Consider the following 15029-nt stretch of genomic DNA (forward strand, 5'->3'; position numbering starts at 1 on the left):
ATTGTTTCTTAAACCACTCTGCTGAACGGAGACAGTTTAGGCTGTTATGCCTGGCGGCTTTGTTGGAATAAGTTTTTCAACATTGCTAACAATAAAATTGATTGTATCGTCAGCTACCTTATCGAATTTATCATTTATCTCTTTTCCTATTTTTTCATTTTTAACATATTCGTGTAGAGCTAAAGCAGTTATAGCTGCACATGCTGCAATTAAGCCAGTTTTTGCTATAATGAGCATTGATAATCCTCCTGCAAATATAAATGTTAATCCAATAGCTAGGTTTATAATTTTACTTTGTGTTGTTTGTTGTGCTGCCTGATTCTGATCTACTTTTTCTTTTTCAAGAGCGTTTGATATTGTTTTTGAGAAAATTTTTACCGCGATTGTTGCAATTGCGATCATAGCTAATCCTATGGCTATTTTTGCTAAGAGAAAAAATGATGGGAACACCATCGCAAAGAATAGTAAGCCAGCTCCTACAATTAGTAACTTATTTTTAGGTTGGATTTCATTTGATATAATAAACCTCCATTTCATAACTGCCGGAGTATACCTAATATAAAATACGGAGATAGTCAACATATTTTATGAAAGGGCGCGTTAAAAGTTTTTTTCATGTTGTTCTTCGCCGCCTCGTGGTTAAATTTGGAATTTTAGAAAGAGTTACGTATTATTTGAAATTCTTGTATACTGTTTTGAATCAGTTAAATAGATAATGAAGTGCAGGACGCAGTTTTAATTTTACAAGATGGCAAGTGCTTTTGGGGAAAATCAGTAGGTAAAAAAGGCAAGTGCATAGGTGAGGTCTGTTTTACCACTGGTATGACCGGTTATCAGCATACTATAACTGATCCTTCTTTTGCTGATCAAATTATAACGTTCACTTTTCCTCATATTGGTAACATTGGAATAAACCATAAAGATAATGAAGGAGAGAAAATTTTTGCAAGTGGTGTGGTTATGCGTGAACTTTCTTCTATGTCCCACCCTTCTTCATATATCAGTTTAAATGATTGGTTAGAGAAAAATAACGTGGTTGGGATATCAGGAATTGATACTAGAGCTTTAACGAGACATTTGAGAAAACATGGATCTCAAAGTGGAATGATATGCCCGTCAAGCGAGACGCATGTGTTGGACAAATTGAAGGAATACAAATCTGTAAATGGGATAGAAATAACCAATAAAGTCAGCTTGCATAGTAATTTTAAAAGTGACCTTAATGCAAAATATAGGGTTGTAATCGTTGATTTTGGCGTAAAAATCAGTATAGTTTCACGCTTAATAGAACTTGGTTGTACAGTTGAATTAATCAGACCAAGCACAGGTTTTGCTCAAAAAGTGTTGAGTATGAATCCAGATGGTATAGTGCTTTCAAATGGTCCTGGTGATCCGCAAGAAATAGGAGAAAGTGTAGTTTCAGAGATAGACATTATTATAAAATCTAAAATACCAATTTTTGGCATATGCATGGGTCATCAATTACTTGCGATTACTTTGGGAGCAAAGACCATCAAGATGGATATTGGTCACCGAGGGAGTAACCATCCAGTTTATGATGTAATTAGTGGAAAAGTTGAGATCACTAGCCAAAACCATGGTTTCGTTGTTGATTCAGCTTCTCTTCCAAGTAATGTTGAAATTACTCACATTTCTCTATTTGATAATAGTGTAGAGGGGATAATGATGAAGGATTACTTAGTCTTTTCTGTGCAATATCATCCAGAAGAAGCGCCAGGTACGCATGATTCGCATTATTTATTTAGACGTTTTATTGGCAATATTGTGTTGTATAAAATGAAATCTGCATGATTTTAATCAGGGTAGGTTTTATTGCTTGATTTTTTAATTTTAGGCGTTTAGTATTAAATACAATAAAAGCTTGAGTTAAGGTACTAAAATAGCGTTCTCTTAACAAATTTTTGTGGAGGAGTGACCGAGTGGTTAAAGGTAACAGACTGTAAATCTGTCCGCATTGCGTACGTAGGTTCGAATCCTACCTCCTCCATTGTGCGGGTATAGCTCAATGGTAGAGCTCTAGCCTTCCAAGCTAGTGACGTGGGTTCGATTCCCACTATCCGCTCTTTTTTTTGTTGTATTTTTATAAAATCAACATATTATTTATTGATGTATTTGTATTTTAGGTAGAAAAGTTTAAATTATGACAGCAGTAGTGGAAGCATTTGGAAAGCCGCATGTAAATGTGGGAACAATAGGACATGTGGATCATGGGAAGACAACGTTAACAGCGGCGATAACAAAGCATTATGGAAGTTTTGTAGCGTACGATCAGATAGATAAGGCGCCAGAAGAAAGGAAAAGGGGGATAACGATAGCAACAGCGCATGTTGAGTATCAGACGGAAAAAAGGCATTATGCACACGTTGATTGTCCTGGACATGCTGACTATGTAAAGAACATGATAGTAGGTGCAGCACAGATGGATGCAGCGATATTGGTAGTGTCGGGGATTGATGGGCCAATGCCACAAACGAGAGAGCATATATTGCTAGCGAAGCAGGTAGGTGTTGGATATATCGTGGTGTATATAAATAAAGCTGATGTTGCTGATGCTGATATGATAGATTTGGTAGAAATGGAAGTGAGGGAATTGCTGAATAAATACGGATTTCCAGGGGATGAAGTGCCTGTGGTAGTGGGGTCTGCATTGAAAGCGCTGGAGGATGACAGTAGCGAATATGGAAAGAAATCAATAGATAAATTGATGGAAAAGTTAGATGAGTATGTGGCGGTTCCACCAAGGCCTGTGGATTTACCATTTTTATTGCCAATCGAGGATGTATTTTCGATATCGGGGCGAGGAACGGTGGTAACAGGAAGGATAGAGAAGGGAGAGATAAAGACGGGAGAAGAGATAGAGATAATAGGTCTGAAAGCGACGCAAAAGACGATATGCACAGGTGTAGAAATGTTTAAGAAGTTGCTGGATAAGGGGAGTGCAGGACTCAATGTAGGAATATTGTTAAGAGGAACAAAAAGAGAAGAAGTGGAGAGAGGGCAAGTATTAGCAAAACCGGGGACGATAACGCCGCATAGAAAGTTTAGGGCGGAGGTTTATATATTAAAGAAAGAGGAAGGAGGAAGGCATACACCATTTTTTGCGAATTACCAGCCACAGTTTTATTTAAGGACAACGGATGTAACCGGGAGCATAAAATTGCTAGATGGGAAGGAGATGGTAATGCCAGGAGATAATGTGAGTGTAGAAGTAGAATTGCAAGTACCGATAGCAATGGATAAGGGATTGCGTTTTGCGATAAGAGAAGGCGGTAGAACTGTTGGTTCTGGTGTTGTTTCTGAAATTTTGGAGTGAGAGTAGTAACTAAGATGAAGCAAGATATATATATTAACATTAAGGCTTTCGATTGTTCTTTATTGGAGGAGTGTGTTCGAAAATTTGTTGATGAATTAAAGCGGTCCAATGCAAAATTATCTGGTCCGATTGCGTTGCCAAGAAAAGATTCTAAATTTATTGTTAATAGATCTCCTCACGTTGATAAAAAATCTCGTGAACAGTTTGAAATGAGAACTTCTAGGCGTTTGATTGTTTTACATGATCTTACTCCTACTATGATGCAGATGCTTACAGGTTTATCTTTTTCTGCTGGCGTAGAAGTGGATTTAAAAGTCAAGGAAGTTAAGGTTTAGGAGAAGGAAATGAAGAGAATAAATTCGCTGAGGAGAATTGGTTTACTAATGATGAATATTGGTCATACTGCTATGTATTCTGACAATAGTCGCATGGCTGTAACTTTATTGCATCTCAGCGAAACTTATATTGTTGATATAAAAGGACAAGATAAATGTGGCTATAATTCAGTCATTTTAGGCACAGGAGATTTTAAAAATATAGCAAAACCTCAGTTGGAATATTTAAAGAAAAAGGGTATAAATAATAAATGTAAGTTATACGAAAGTAGATTAAATGACCTGTCGGGAATAGAATGTGGTAAAAAAGTGGGAATCAATCATTTTGTGGTTGGTCAATATCTTGATATTACGGGTTATTCTATAGGTAAAGGATTTGCTGGTGTGATGAAGCGGCATAACTTCAGTGGGCTTAGGGCATCTCATGGTGTTTCTATTGCTCACAGATCACAAGGTTCCACTGGTCAATGTCAGGATCCTGGTAGAGTATTCAAAGGAAAGAAAATGGCTGGTCATTTAGGTAACAGCAGAATAACTGCACAAAATATGAAGATATTATCCATTGATCATGAAAATAGTATAATTGCTGTGAAGGGTAATAATGTTCCTGGGTTTAAAAATTCCTATGTTTTTGTAAGAGATGCAGTTAAAAAATCTTTACATAAAGATGTTCCTTTTCCGGTAGGTTTACTGTTAGATGTAAATGATGATGCTAGTAATTTGGTAAGTTAGTTATGGAATGTAATTTAGTTAATCTATCTAATAATAATGTAGGTACTGCTCAGCTCAATCCTTTGATATTTTCTGCTAAGCAAAAATTGAGTATTTTGCATGATATAGTGAGATGGCAATTAGCGAAGAGAAGAGCTGGTACTCATAAAACAAAAGGTATCAGTGATGTCTCTGGTACAACAGCTAAACCTTATGGTCAAAAACGTACCGGTAGGGCAAGACAAGGGAGCTTGCGATCTCCTCAATTTAGAGGTGGTGGGATTATTTTCGGCCCTGTTGTGAGGAGTCATACTTATTCTCTTAATAAGAAGGTACGCAAATTTGGTTTAAAAATTGCTTTATCTCTAAAGTATTTAAATAATCAAGTGATTATTCTGGATAATTTAAATATTGATGTGAAGAAAACGTCTGAAATGTGTAAATGTATTAAAAATTTTAAATTTTCTTCCTTTTTGATAGTTGGTGATTATGGAGATGATTTGTTGCGTGCTGTTAGAAACTTGCATTATGTAGACTTAATCAAACCTATTGGGTTAAATGTCTTTGATATATTGAATCACGAATGCGTGATGTTGACAAAGGATACTTTAAAGCATCTTGAAGGTAGATTGTTATGATCAAATATAATAATATAATAAAATCTCCTATAATTACAGAAAAGGCCTCTTTTTTGAGGGAGAAGTTTAATAAATATTCTTTGTATGTTTTTGTAAATGTAAATAAGCGTCAAATAAAGTTGGCAATAGAGTCTCTATTTGATGTTAAAATTTCTTCTATAAATGTTGTTAGAATTAAGCCTAAATATAGGCGTTTCAGGGGTGTGATTGGTTGTAAAAAACAGAAAAAGAAAGTTTATTTTTCTTTGATAGATGGTCAAAAATTAGATATAATGAGCGTTTAATATGGGTATGAAATTTTTTAATCCTGTTACTCCGTCTTCTCGTGGGACTGTGTTAGTAAGTAAAGTTGGTTTATCAAAAGATGAGCCAGAAAAGTCTCTTACATCCGGTAAAAAGTCCAGTGGTGGAAGAAATAATTATGGTAGAATTACAACTCGTCATAGGGGTGGTGGTCACAAAAAGAAGTATAGAGTTATAGATTTTAAGCGTAATAGAAGTGGTCAGGGTATAGTTGAAAAAATAGAGTATGATCCAAATAGAAGTGGGTTTTTAGCGTTAATATCATATAAGGAAGATGATATTAAGTCTTATATATTAGCTCCTCAAGGTATGAAGCCTGGTGATATTGTTACAGCTGGAAATGATGCTGATATTTTGCCAGGTAATTGTTTGCTACTCAAGTATATACCTGTTGGTTCTTTCGTTCATAATGTTGAGCTGAAGCCAGGTAATGGTGCTGCGATTGCTAGAGCTGCTGGTTGTTATGCGCAAATTGTTGGTCGTGATGGCCAATATGTTTTATTACGACTCAGGTCTGGTCAAATTAGGTTGATTTTATCTTCTTGCAAGGCTACTATTGGTGTAGTATCTAACCCTGACCATAAGAATAGAAAGCTGGGTAAAGCTGGAAGAAGTAGGTGGCTTGGAATTAGACCTACTGTGCGTGGGGTTGCAATGAATCCGGTTGACCATCCTCATGGAGGTGGGGAAGGAAAAACCTCTGGTGGTCGTCATCCTGTTACTCCTTGGGGTGTTGCAACAAAAGGAAAGAAAACTCGGAGGAAAAATAAATCTAGTGATAAGTATATAAAACAATTGAAAGGTTAGTTTATGAGTAGATCTGCGTGGAAGCCTCCTTTTTGTCATCCTTCTATATTAAAGTCGGTGAATAATGCTTTAAACAAGGGGTTTGTTAACATGGCTATAAAAGTTCATTCCAGGACTTCTGTAATTCTTCCTAATTGTTTAGGTTTAAAGTTTGCTGTTTATAATGGTAAGGATTACATTCCTGTTAATGTTAATGATCAGAATATGATAGGTCATAAGTTTGGTGAATTTTCGCCCACTCGTAAATTTACTGGGCATAGTGGTGATAAAAAGGCGACAAGAAGGTAATTGATATGAAAAACAGAGATGTAATAGTTAAAGCTGGTTCTAGGGTTTTAAAATCAACTCCTCGTAAATTGAATTTGGTTGCTGGTTTAGTACGTAATAAAAAAGTTTCTTTTGCCACTGTGCAATTAAGATTTTGTGAAAAGAAAGCTGCGGGTCTTATAAGGAAGGTATTAAATTCTGCGATTGCTAATGCTCAATATAATTATGGATTGGATATCGATAATTTATATATAAAAGAAATTTCAATAGGTAAGTCTCTTACTTTGCGTAGGGTATGTCCAAAAGCTATGGGTAGAGCTAATAGAGTTAGTAAACGTTATAGTAATATAACTGTAAAATTGGGAGAAATTATATGATTCATAAAAATAGAAAATTAATAAGGAAAGTGCAAAAGTATGGGAAACGTTAATCCTAAAGGATTTAGGTTAAAAATAATTAATACTTGGTCATCTGTTTGGTATGCTGAGAAGGGTTATAAACAAGGGTTGCATCAAGATTTATCTATTCGCAGTTATATAAATGAATCTTTTAAGCATGCTGGTGTTTCTAAAGTAATTATAGAGCGTACAATCGATTTAGTGTCTGTAATAATACATTCTTCTAGACCTGGAGTGATAATAGGTAAGAAAGGCTCAGATATTGAGAAGATAAAGCAAAAAATAGCTGAAAAAGTAAAAAATAATGTGGAAGTGAATGTAGTAGGAGTTAAAAGGTCTGAAATAGATGCAGTTTTAATATCAAGCAGCATTGCACAACAGTTAGAAAAAAGGGTTTCATTTAGAAGAGCGATGAAAAAAGCTATTCAAAGTTGTTTGAGGATGGGTGCTAGAGGTATTAAAGTAAGTTGTTCTGGGCGCCTTGGCGGAGCTGAGATAGCTCGTACTGAATGGTATAAAGAAGGTCGTTTGCCTTTACACACTTTACGTGCTAATATAGATTATGCTTTTTGTGAAGCAAAAACTATATATGGTATTATAGGAGTTAAGGTTTGGGTTTATATTGGTAATTAAGGTATATTGAGATGTTTGTTCCCAAAAAGAGTAAATATAAGAAGGTATTTAAGGGGCGAATTAAGGGTAATACAAAAGGTGGTAGCACATTATCTTTTGGAGATTATGGCTTAAAAGCTGTAGAAGCAGGTAGGATTCAGTCTAAGCATATTGAAACTGCAAGGCGTGTAATATCTAGAACATTAAAACGCTCTGGTAAAGTGTGGATAAGAATTTTTCCTGATACCCCTGTTAGTAAAAAGCCGGCAGATGTACGTATGGGTAAGGGAAAAGGTAGTGTTGAATTTTGGGTGTTTAAAGCTAAGCCCGGTAGAATGTTGTTTGAGATTAGCAGTGATGTTCCCATGCATTTAGCAAGATTGGCGCTTGAAAAGGCAACCGCTAAGCTTCCTATGAAGTGTAAATTTGTATCTAATCATAATTAAATGGAGTTGCAATGGATATAGCTGACATTGAATCGAGGTCTTCACAAGAATTGCATGAAATTCTTGTAAATTTGAGAAAAGAGTTTGTTAATTTGGTTTTTCAAAAGAAGTTGGGGCAGTGCAACAATATTTCGCGTTTTAGCTTAATAAGAAAGAGCATAGCTCGTATTCTAACTACATTAAATAAAAGAAGAAGAGAGGAAAAGAATGCCTAAAAAGGTTTTTTGTGGTACTGTAACTAAGGCTAAGTGTGATAAGACTGTAAAGGTTTCGGTATTACAAGTGTATAAGGATCAGCTGTATAAAAAGGTTATAAAAAAATACAAGAAGTATACAGCACATGATGAGAATAATAGTTGTAAAGAAGGGGACAAGGTTTTAATACAAGAACACAAGCCTATTTCTACTACTAAAAAATGGGTTGTTGTTAATAGCTCACATTGAATAGGATATTTATATGATTCAAAAAAATACATTGTTGGAAGTAGCTGATAATTCTGGTGCGCGTGCAGTGCTTTGTATTGGTTTATTGGGTGGTAGAAAGTCTGCATCTATAGGTGACACAGTTATTGTATCTACTAAATCTATTACTCCAAGAGGGAAGGTTGAGAAGGGAAAAGTATATAGAGCAGTTGTGGTGAGGGTGAAAAGCCCTATTAGAAAATCTGATGGTTCTGTAATTCGTTTTTCTAGCAATGCTGTAGTTTTGATTAACGATCAAGGTGAACCACTTGGCACTCGGGTATTTGGTCCGGTAAAAAAGTTATCATCTGGTTCTTTTATGAAGATAATGTCATTAGCTGTTGAGGTTTTATAATGAGTGCTAAAATAAAAAGTGGTGACGACGTTATAGTTTTAACTGGTAGAGATAAGGGAAAAATTGGTAAAGTGATTAAAGTTGTGGCATGTGATGCTAAAAAGAAAGTAATTGTTTCTGGGGTAAATGTACATAAGAGACACACTAAACCAAAAGCTGGTAGTAGTGGTGGTATATTAAATAAAGAGTTAGCTATTGATATATCCAACATTGCAACATTAGACCCTAAATATAAAACTCCAACTAGAGTGGGGTTTAAGGTTATAGGCGGTAGAAAAGTGCGTTTTGCAAAAGTTTCTGGAGAAGTGATAGATTAGGTTGATATGTTTAAAGAATTGTATAAAGATAGCATAGTAAAGTCCTTAAAGGATAAGTTTAATTACGGCAATATCATGCAAGTGCCTAAACTTGTCAAGGTGTGTATCAATATGGGCGTTGGAGATGCTGCTACAGATAGTAAAGCAATAAATGAACCACTTGATAGCCTATATTTGATTGCTGGGCAGAAGCCTTTATCAACTTTTGCAAAAAAATCTATTTCTGGCTTCAAGATCAGAAAAGGTGCTACAGTAGGTTGCAAAGTAACTTTGCGTAGAGATAAAATGTATGAGTTTTTAGAAAGATTGATATATATTGCTTTGCCAAGGGAAAAAGATTTTAGAGGATTTAGTGTGAAGCAATTTGACGGTAATGGTAATTTTTCCTTTGGTATAAAGGAACATATCTCGTTTTTAGAAATAGACTATGATAAAATAAGTAAAATTAGAGGTATGGATATTAATATTATAACAAGTGCAGTTAGTGATAAGGAAGCAAAGGAATTATTACTGGCTCTTAAATTTCCTTTTTTTGATTAATTGAGAGGAGAAATATATGGCAAAAAAATCTATGATAGAAAGAAATCTTCGCAGAATAAAGCTGTGCGATCAATATAAAGAAAAAAGAGAGAAATTGAAATCTATAATAAATAATAAGAATTTGTCTATTGTAGAAAGGTTTACAGCTCAAAATAAATTAATTAAAAAATTGCCTAGAAATTCTTCTAAAACCAAAATTAGAAATAGGTGTGCTTTAACTGGGAGACCAAGAGGAGTATATAGAAAATTTGGTTTATGTAGAATTGTTTTGCGTGATTTATGTTCTTTTGGGCAAGTTCCAGGAGTTACAAAGTCTAGTTGGTAAATATAATATAAGGAGTATATTGTGGCGTTATCTGATAGTATTGGTGATTTTTTAACAAGGATACGTAATGCTCAATTGGCAATGCATAGAACAACAAGAGTGTTGTTTTCTAAAGTGAATTCTTCTATACTGAAGATTTTAAAAGATGAAGGGTATATCCTTGATTATGAAAAGCAAGTTGTAGATAATTTACCTTCTTTCATTGTAAAATTGAAGTATTATGAGAAGTCACCTGTAATTAGTGACATAGTTAGGGTGTCAAAGCCTGGTTGTCGTTGTTATTCTAAGTATAAGGACATTTCTAAAGCATATAATGGTCTTGGTATTTTTATTATATCGACACCCAAAGGAGTGATGACTGATTATAATGCACATAAGTTAAAGGTTGGTGGAGAAGTTTTGTGTCGTGTATTTTAAATAATAGGAGAAATTCATGTCTCGTATAGGTGCTGCTCCTATCAATATTCCTGCTGGTATTTCAGTTGAATATAATAATGGTAGGATGTTAATAAAGAGTGCTAAGGCTGAAAAAGAGCTTAGCTTAATCAGTGATGTTGTGTGCCGGATTGTTGATAATCAGCTACTCCTTTCTGTGGATCAAGATAAAGATGATTATGATGAAATAAAGCCTATGTGGGGCACTTATAGGAGTAATATTAATAATATTATTAACGGCATGGTTGATGGTTTTTCTGTTAATCTTGAGATTAATGGTGTTGGATATAAGGCAGAGTGTGATGGTAAGTATTTGACTTTGTATCTTGGTTATAGCCATAATGTTAAATATAAAGTGCCTAAAGATGTTGAGATTAAGTGCATAAAGCCAACTCACTTAGTAGTTAGTGGTATGGATAAGCAAAAAGTCTATATGGTGGCATCTGATATATGCAGGATTAGAAAGTACGATCCTTATAAAGGTAAGGGTATTGTAATAAAGGGTAAATTTATGTTGCGTAAAGTTGTAAGTAAAAAGAAGTAATTAAGATGAGAAGGTTATATAATTTTTTAAGTAAATATGAAAAAAGGAAGTTGCGTAATAGAGCGAAGCTTGACAAGAGCGCTGAACGTTTGCGTATATCCATATTTAAATCTAATAGGCATTTTTATGTCCAGTTAATTAATGATGTAAAAGGAGTAACTCTCACTTCAGCTTCTACTTTGGATGCTAAAATTAAGGATGTATGTAAAGGAAAAGTCAATGCTGAAACTATAAAACAGGTTTCTTCTTTAATGATTGAGCGCTTATCTGGTCTGAAATTAGAACAAAAGCTAGTATTTGATCGTGGAGCGTATAAATATACAGGATTAGTTTCTCAATTTGCTGAGGCTTTAAGAAGTTCTGGATTTGAGTTTTAGAAGGTTTTGAATATGGCTATAAAGAATTTACAAAATAATAATGATTTATCAGAGCTTTTAGTTTCGGTACGAAGAGTAACAACGGTTACCAAAGGTGGCAGAAGATTTTCATTTTCAATTTTGGTTGTTGTTGGTGATGGGAAGGGTAGGGTAGGATGTGGAATAGGTAAGCACGCAGAAGTTGCTGAAGCAAGAGTCAAAGCTGTAAATGCTGCAAAGAAATCGATGATTAGAGTGTACTTGCGTGAAGGTAGAACTTTGCATCATGATATTAAAGCTAAATTTTGTTCTGGTGAGATAGTTTTAAGAACCGCAAGAGCCGGAACAGGTATTATTGCTGGTGGAGCGATTAGATCAGTTTTTGAGGTGTTAGGTATAAAGGATGTGGTAGCTAAATCCACTAGATCAAATAATCCTCATAATGTTATATGTGCGGTATTTAAGGCTTTTGATAGTATGTTATCTCCTCGTCAGGTAGCAAGCAAAAGAGGCAAAAAGATTAGCGAGATAGTTGGAAACAGGTAAAGTATGAATAATGCTGTAAAATTAAACTCTATATTTACTAAGTTATCTAAGAAAAAGAAGCCTAAGTTGCTGGGTAGAGGTATCGGTTGTGGTAAAGGTAAAACATCCGGTAGAGGGCATAAAGGGCAAAAGGCTAGAAGTGGAGTTTCCATAAATGGTTTTGAGGGTGGACAACAGTCTATATATACTCGTTTGCCTAAAAGAGGTTTTAAGCCTATACGTAGGAACATATATTCTATAATTAATGTTGGCGATATACAGCGCTTAATGGAAGCTAAAAAAATAGTGAAAGACTCTGTTATAGATAAGGAGAGGCTGTATAGATTAGGTTTTATAAAGTCTATTAAGGATAAAATTAAACTTCTTAATAAAGGTAAGTTGAGCGAAAAATTTGTGTTTCATGTTGATTTTGCGTCAGAAGCTGCAAAAAAATCTGTAGCTTCAGTTGGTGGTAGTGTGGAAATACTATCGTAAATCATGGGCAATAAATCCGCATTTAATAGCTTGGATCCTACGTTGTTATATAAAGGCGATTTATTAAAACGTATATTTTTTACGCTAATAGCTTTAATTTGCTATCGCTTGGGTACTTATGTGCCTATTCCTGGAATTAATCTTGATGTAATTAATGATATATTTCCCAAAGAGGGCTCAGGTGTTTTTGGAGTATTTAATTTATTTTCTGGTGGTGCATTGGCTAGAATGACAATTCTAGCATTGAATGTTATGCCATATATAATGGCTTCTATCATTATTCAGTTGCTTTCTTCTGCGATTAAAGGAATGAAGGAAGTTAAGAATGATGGAGAGTCAGGCCGTAGAAAGATGAATTCTTATATACGCTACCTGACCATAGTAATTTGTGTATTTCAATCAATTCCAATTTTGGTTGGATTGGAAGGGATGAATAGGGAAGGGGTATTGGTTGTAATCGAACCTGGTGTTATGTTTCGTACAATAGGTGTTTTCAGCCTTTTAGGTGGAACTATGCTTTTAATATGGCTTGGTGAACGAATCAGTGCTAGCGGTATAGGCAATGGTATCTCATTAATCATTTTCACGGGCATAATATCAGAGTTACACAGCGCTTTGTCATCTCTGTTAACGTTAAATAAAAACGGTAGCGTATCGTTATTTATTATCCTTTTTGTTTTGGTATTGTTTTTTTTGCTGCTAGTCTTAGTCATTTTTGTAGAGTCTTCTTATAGAAAAGTTATTGTTCAACATCCTAAAAAGCAATTTAAAAGATTACATAATGACGATTTTACTTATATTCCATTGAAGATTAATTTATCTGGTGTAGTATCAACCATTTTTGCTAATGCAATTTTATTGACACCTATTTCAATTGCAAATTTCTATAAGGGGCACGCTTTTTCTGATTTTATTTTAAATTACTTTATGGCAAATAAAGTAGTATATATTGTAGCCTATTTGGTGCTGATAGTATTTTTTAATTTTTTCTATACCAATTTTATATTTAATCCAGAGGAAAACGCAGATTTTCTTAAAAAAAATGGTGGTTTTATACCTGGTAGAAGGCCTGGGAAACATACTTCTGATTACCTTCAAGATATAGTTTTTAAGTTGACATTCATTGGCTCTGCGTATTTGGTAGTCATATGTACTGTACCTGAAGTTATGAGATATTATTATGATATACCATTTATTTTTGGTGGGACGAGTCTACTGATTATAGTGAACGTTATTACTGATACTATTATGCAAATACAATCTTATATTTTTTCGAATAGGTACGATAGCTGGATAAAGAAATATGAGTCTAAAACGAGGAAAGTAAGATGATCATTACGATTTTTGGTCCTCCAGGTTCTGGTAAAGGTACTCAGTCAAGCTTGTTAATAGCAAAATATAATTTAAAATTAATTTCAGTGGGGGATTTATTAAGGAATATTATATCTAATGGCAGTGAGTTAGGTAAAAAAATAAAGGGTACCGTGGAATCTGGTAATTTAATTCAAGATGAAATTATATGTGGATTATTGCATGACCAGCTTGCATTAATGGATGATAATTGCTTATTAGATGGTTTTCCGAGAAATTTAAACCAGGCTCATTTTTTGACTCAAGTTTTGCAAGAAAAATATAATAGGGATGTTGATATTGTAATTGAACTGCAGCTTGACGATAATATTGCAATCGATAGATTAAAAAATCGTCTCGCGTGTTTGGACTGTAAAAGCATATATAGTGTATCTTCTTTTAAGAGTACTACTTGTGCTAAATGTAAAAGTACGAGGTTAGAGAAAAGAATTGATGATGCTGATATGTCTGCAATTAATAAGAGAATAAGTGAATATCACCTTCAAATGAAAGGTTTACGCGAGTATTATAAAGGCAAATTATTAACAATTGACGCTAATTTGAGTGTTGATGAGGTAACGCAAGAGATTGAAAGTAAAATTTCTTGTAATTTGGTTTGACTCTGAGTTGTTTTATGGTATAAATTAAGAGTTGTTATTAATAAAGTATCGAGGTACCAGTGGCACGTATTGCAGGCATAAATATTCCAGTGAGGAAATGTGTTCCTTTTGCATTAACTTATATATATGGTATAGGTATTGCTACTGCGAATGTAATTTGTCACGCTTGTGAAGTTGATAAGCGCAAACGTGTTTCAGAATTACGAGATGAAGATATAGAAAAGATCAGCAGTTTCATTAGACAAAATTATGTTATAGAAGGTGAGCTCAGAAAAGAAGTGGCTATGAACATAAAATCTTTAGTGGAAATGGGATGCTATAGAGGAGTGAGACATAGAAAAGGTTTACCTGTGAGAGGGCAAAGGACTCATACTAATGCTAAGACTCGTAAAGGTAGATCTCGGTTGCCTATTGCTGGGAAAAAATAAAATTTATTATTATTGTGAGTTTTAATGAAAAAAGTCAAAACGGTTGGTAAGAGTACAAAGGAGTTTATTACTGGTGTTGTTCATATTCGTGCAACTTTTAATAATACTTTTGTAAATGTAACTGATGTTCATGGTAATACGCTATGTCAAACTTCTGTGGGTGCATGTGGTTTTTCAGGTTCGAGAAAATCCACACCTTATGCTGCAGGTAAGGCTGCGGAGGCTGCTGCGAAGAATGCAATGGAGAGATTTGGTATGAAGGTTGTCTCTGTAATAATTCGTGGTCCTGGCTTTGGTACTGAAGCTGTGGTTAAAGCACTTCAGAGCTGTGGGTTGACTGTGACTTCAATTGCAGATAAAACCGCAATTCCTCATAATGGATGCAGGTTAAGAAAAAAAAGAAGAGTATAGGATATTTGAAAAGGT

At 34.5% G+C, this 15029-nt stretch carries 27 protein-coding genes and 2 tRNA genes; 28 read left to right on the forward strand and 1 reads right to left on the reverse strand.

Features of this window, described 5'->3' with window-relative positions; genetic code table 11:
* Nucleotides 1-36: 36 nt before the first annotated feature.
* Entirely contained in the window at nt 37-537 is a 501-nt protein-coding gene (locus ABWU23_RS02390) for a hypothetical protein (protein ID WP_253309092.1), read from the reverse strand.
* A 183-nt stretch (nt 538-720) separates the two neighbouring features.
* Between ABWU23_RS02390 and carA the strand changes: the two genes are divergently transcribed.
* The 28 genes from carA (at nt 721) to rpsK (ending at nt 15014) form a co-directional block, all read left to right on the forward strand.
* Nucleotides 721-1812 (forward strand): glutamine-hydrolyzing carbamoyl-phosphate synthase small subunit, encoded by a 1092-nt coding sequence (carA, locus tag ABWU23_RS02395; RefSeq protein ID WP_253309091.1) that lies wholly within the window; start codon nt 721-723, stop codon nt 1810-1812.
* A gap of 114 nt (nt 1813-1926) precedes the next feature.
* Nucleotides 1927-2008 (forward strand) — tRNA-Tyr (locus ABWU23_RS02400).
* A 4-nt stretch (nt 2009-2012) separates the two neighbouring features.
* A tRNA-Gly gene (locus ABWU23_RS02405) sits at nt 2013-2083 on the forward strand.
* 78 nt (nt 2084-2161) lie between these two features.
* Nucleotides 2162-3334: an elongation factor Tu gene (tuf, locus tag ABWU23_RS02410; protein WP_353270736.1), complete on the forward strand. Its 1173-nt coding sequence runs from the start codon at nt 2162-2164 to the stop codon at nt 3332-3334.
* Nucleotides 3335-3348: 14 nt separating this feature from the next.
* Complete coding sequence (rpsJ, locus tag ABWU23_RS02415) at nt 3349-3669, forward strand: 30S ribosomal protein S10 (RefSeq protein WP_096616846.1); 321 nt, start codon at nt 3349-3351, stop codon at nt 3667-3669.
* Nucleotides 3670-3678: 9 nt separating this feature from the next.
* Complete coding sequence (gene rplC, locus ABWU23_RS02420) at nt 3679-4401, forward strand: 50S ribosomal protein L3 (RefSeq protein WP_253309090.1); 723 nt, start codon at nt 3679-3681, stop codon at nt 4399-4401.
* 2 nt (nt 4402-4403) lie between these two features.
* A complete protein-coding gene (gene rplD, locus ABWU23_RS02425; protein ID WP_064124641.1) occupies nt 4404-5018 on the forward strand; it encodes a 50S ribosomal protein L4 in 615 nt (204 codons plus the stop codon).
* Nucleotides 5015-5302: a 50S ribosomal protein L23 gene (locus tag ABWU23_RS02430; protein ID WP_353270737.1), complete on the forward strand. Its 288-nt coding sequence runs from the start codon at nt 5015-5017 to the stop codon at nt 5300-5302. Before rplD ends, ABWU23_RS02430 begins: the two co-directional genes overlap by 4 nt.
* 1 nt (nt 5303) lies before the next feature.
* Entirely contained in the window at nt 5304-6128 is an 825-nt protein-coding gene (gene rplB, locus ABWU23_RS02435; protein WP_253309089.1) for a 50S ribosomal protein L2, read from the forward strand.
* A gap of 3 nt (nt 6129-6131) precedes the next feature.
* Nucleotides 6132-6416, forward strand: a complete 285-nt coding sequence (rpsS, locus tag ABWU23_RS02440; protein ID WP_353270738.1) for a 30S ribosomal protein S19 — start codon at nt 6132-6134, stop codon at nt 6414-6416.
* 5 nt (nt 6417-6421) lie between these two features.
* Entirely contained in the window at nt 6422-6772 is a 351-nt protein-coding gene (gene rplV / locus ABWU23_RS02445) for a 50S ribosomal protein L22 (protein ID WP_096616838.1), read from the forward strand.
* 39 nt (nt 6773-6811) lie between these two features.
* Nucleotides 6812-7426, forward strand: coding sequence for a 30S ribosomal protein S3 (rpsC, locus tag ABWU23_RS02450; RefSeq protein WP_253309088.1), 615 nt, complete (start codon nt 6812-6814; stop codon nt 7424-7426).
* An 11-nt stretch (nt 7427-7437) separates the two neighbouring features.
* Complete coding sequence (rplP, locus tag ABWU23_RS02455) at nt 7438-7851, forward strand: 50S ribosomal protein L16 (protein ID WP_250294844.1); 414 nt, start codon at nt 7438-7440, stop codon at nt 7849-7851.
* Nucleotides 7852-7862: 11 nt separating this feature from the next.
* Nucleotides 7863-8066: a 50S ribosomal protein L29 gene (rpmC, locus tag ABWU23_RS02460; protein ID WP_006279350.1), complete on the forward strand. Its 204-nt coding sequence runs from the start codon at nt 7863-7865 to the stop codon at nt 8064-8066.
* Complete coding sequence (rpsQ, locus tag ABWU23_RS02465; RefSeq protein WP_264732192.1) at nt 8059-8295, forward strand: 30S ribosomal protein S17; 237 nt, start codon at nt 8059-8061, stop codon at nt 8293-8295. The genes rpmC and rpsQ overlap by 8 nt, the downstream gene beginning before the upstream one ends.
* Nucleotides 8296-8308: 13 nt before the next feature.
* Nucleotides 8309-8668 (forward strand): 50S ribosomal protein L14, encoded by a 360-nt coding sequence (gene rplN, locus ABWU23_RS02470; RefSeq protein WP_006279348.1) that lies wholly within the window; start codon nt 8309-8311, stop codon nt 8666-8668.
* The gene (gene rplX, locus ABWU23_RS02475) at nt 8668-8985 is read left to right on the forward strand and encodes a 50S ribosomal protein L24 (RefSeq protein ID WP_406833359.1); all 318 of its coding nucleotides are present in this window, start codon (nt 8668-8670) and stop codon (nt 8983-8985) included. The genes rplN and rplX overlap by 1 nt, the downstream gene beginning before the upstream one ends.
* 6 nt (nt 8986-8991) lie before the next feature.
* A complete protein-coding gene (gene rplE, locus ABWU23_RS02480) occupies nt 8992-9525 on the forward strand; it encodes a 50S ribosomal protein L5 (RefSeq protein WP_010962750.1) in 534 nt (177 codons plus the stop codon).
* Between the two features lie 16 nt (nt 9526-9541).
* Nucleotides 9542-9850 carry a 30S ribosomal protein S14 gene (gene rpsN / locus ABWU23_RS02485; RefSeq protein ID WP_064124653.1) on the forward strand — a complete coding sequence of 103 codons (309 nt, stop codon included), beginning with the start codon at nt 9542-9544 and terminating at the stop codon, nt 9848-9850.
* A 21-nt stretch (nt 9851-9871) separates the two neighbouring features.
* Complete coding sequence (gene rpsH / locus ABWU23_RS02490) at nt 9872-10267, forward strand: 30S ribosomal protein S8 (RefSeq protein WP_064124654.1); 396 nt, start codon at nt 9872-9874, stop codon at nt 10265-10267.
* Nucleotides 10268-10283: 16 nt separating this feature from the next.
* Complete coding sequence (gene rplF, locus ABWU23_RS02495; RefSeq protein ID WP_253309084.1) at nt 10284-10829, forward strand: 50S ribosomal protein L6; 546 nt, start codon at nt 10284-10286, stop codon at nt 10827-10829.
* A gap of 5 nt (nt 10830-10834) precedes the next feature.
* On the forward strand, nt 10835-11206 hold the full coding sequence (gene rplR, locus ABWU23_RS02500) for a 50S ribosomal protein L18 (protein WP_353270739.1): 372 nt from the start codon (nt 10835-10837) through the stop codon (nt 11204-11206).
* Nucleotides 11207-11218: 12 nt separating this feature from the next.
* The gene (gene rpsE, locus ABWU23_RS02505; RefSeq protein WP_253309082.1) at nt 11219-11731 is read left to right on the forward strand and encodes a 30S ribosomal protein S5; all 513 of its coding nucleotides are present in this window, start codon (nt 11219-11221) and stop codon (nt 11729-11731) included.
* 3 nt (nt 11732-11734) lie between these two features.
* Nucleotides 11735-12205, forward strand: coding sequence for a 50S ribosomal protein L15 (rplO, locus tag ABWU23_RS02510; RefSeq protein WP_096616812.1), 471 nt, complete (start codon nt 11735-11737; stop codon nt 12203-12205).
* A 3-nt stretch (nt 12206-12208) separates the two neighbouring features.
* Nucleotides 12209-13537 (forward strand): preprotein translocase subunit SecY, encoded by a 1329-nt coding sequence (gene secY, locus ABWU23_RS02515; protein ID WP_353270740.1) that lies wholly within the window; start codon nt 12209-12211, stop codon nt 13535-13537.
* The gene (locus tag ABWU23_RS02520; protein WP_253309080.1) at nt 13534-14175 is read left to right on the forward strand and encodes an adenylate kinase family protein; all 642 of its coding nucleotides are present in this window, start codon (nt 13534-13536) and stop codon (nt 14173-14175) included. The genes secY and ABWU23_RS02520 overlap by 4 nt, the downstream gene beginning before the upstream one ends.
* Before the next feature lie 59 nt (nt 14176-14234).
* Entirely contained in the window at nt 14235-14603 is a 369-nt protein-coding gene (gene rpsM, locus ABWU23_RS02525) for a 30S ribosomal protein S13 (protein ID WP_007550179.1), read from the forward strand.
* Nucleotides 14604-14627: 24 nt separating this feature from the next.
* Nucleotides 14628-15014 carry a 30S ribosomal protein S11 gene (gene rpsK / locus ABWU23_RS02530; RefSeq protein WP_353270741.1) on the forward strand — a complete coding sequence of 129 codons (387 nt, stop codon included), beginning with the start codon at nt 14628-14630 and terminating at the stop codon, nt 15012-15014.
* The last annotated feature ends 15 nt before the right edge of the window (nt 15015-15029 follow it).

Source organism: Wolbachia endosymbiont (group A) of Hedychridium roseum, assembly GCF_964028325.1.
Lineage (GTDB): Bacteria > Pseudomonadota > Alphaproteobacteria > Rickettsiales > Anaplasmataceae > Wolbachia.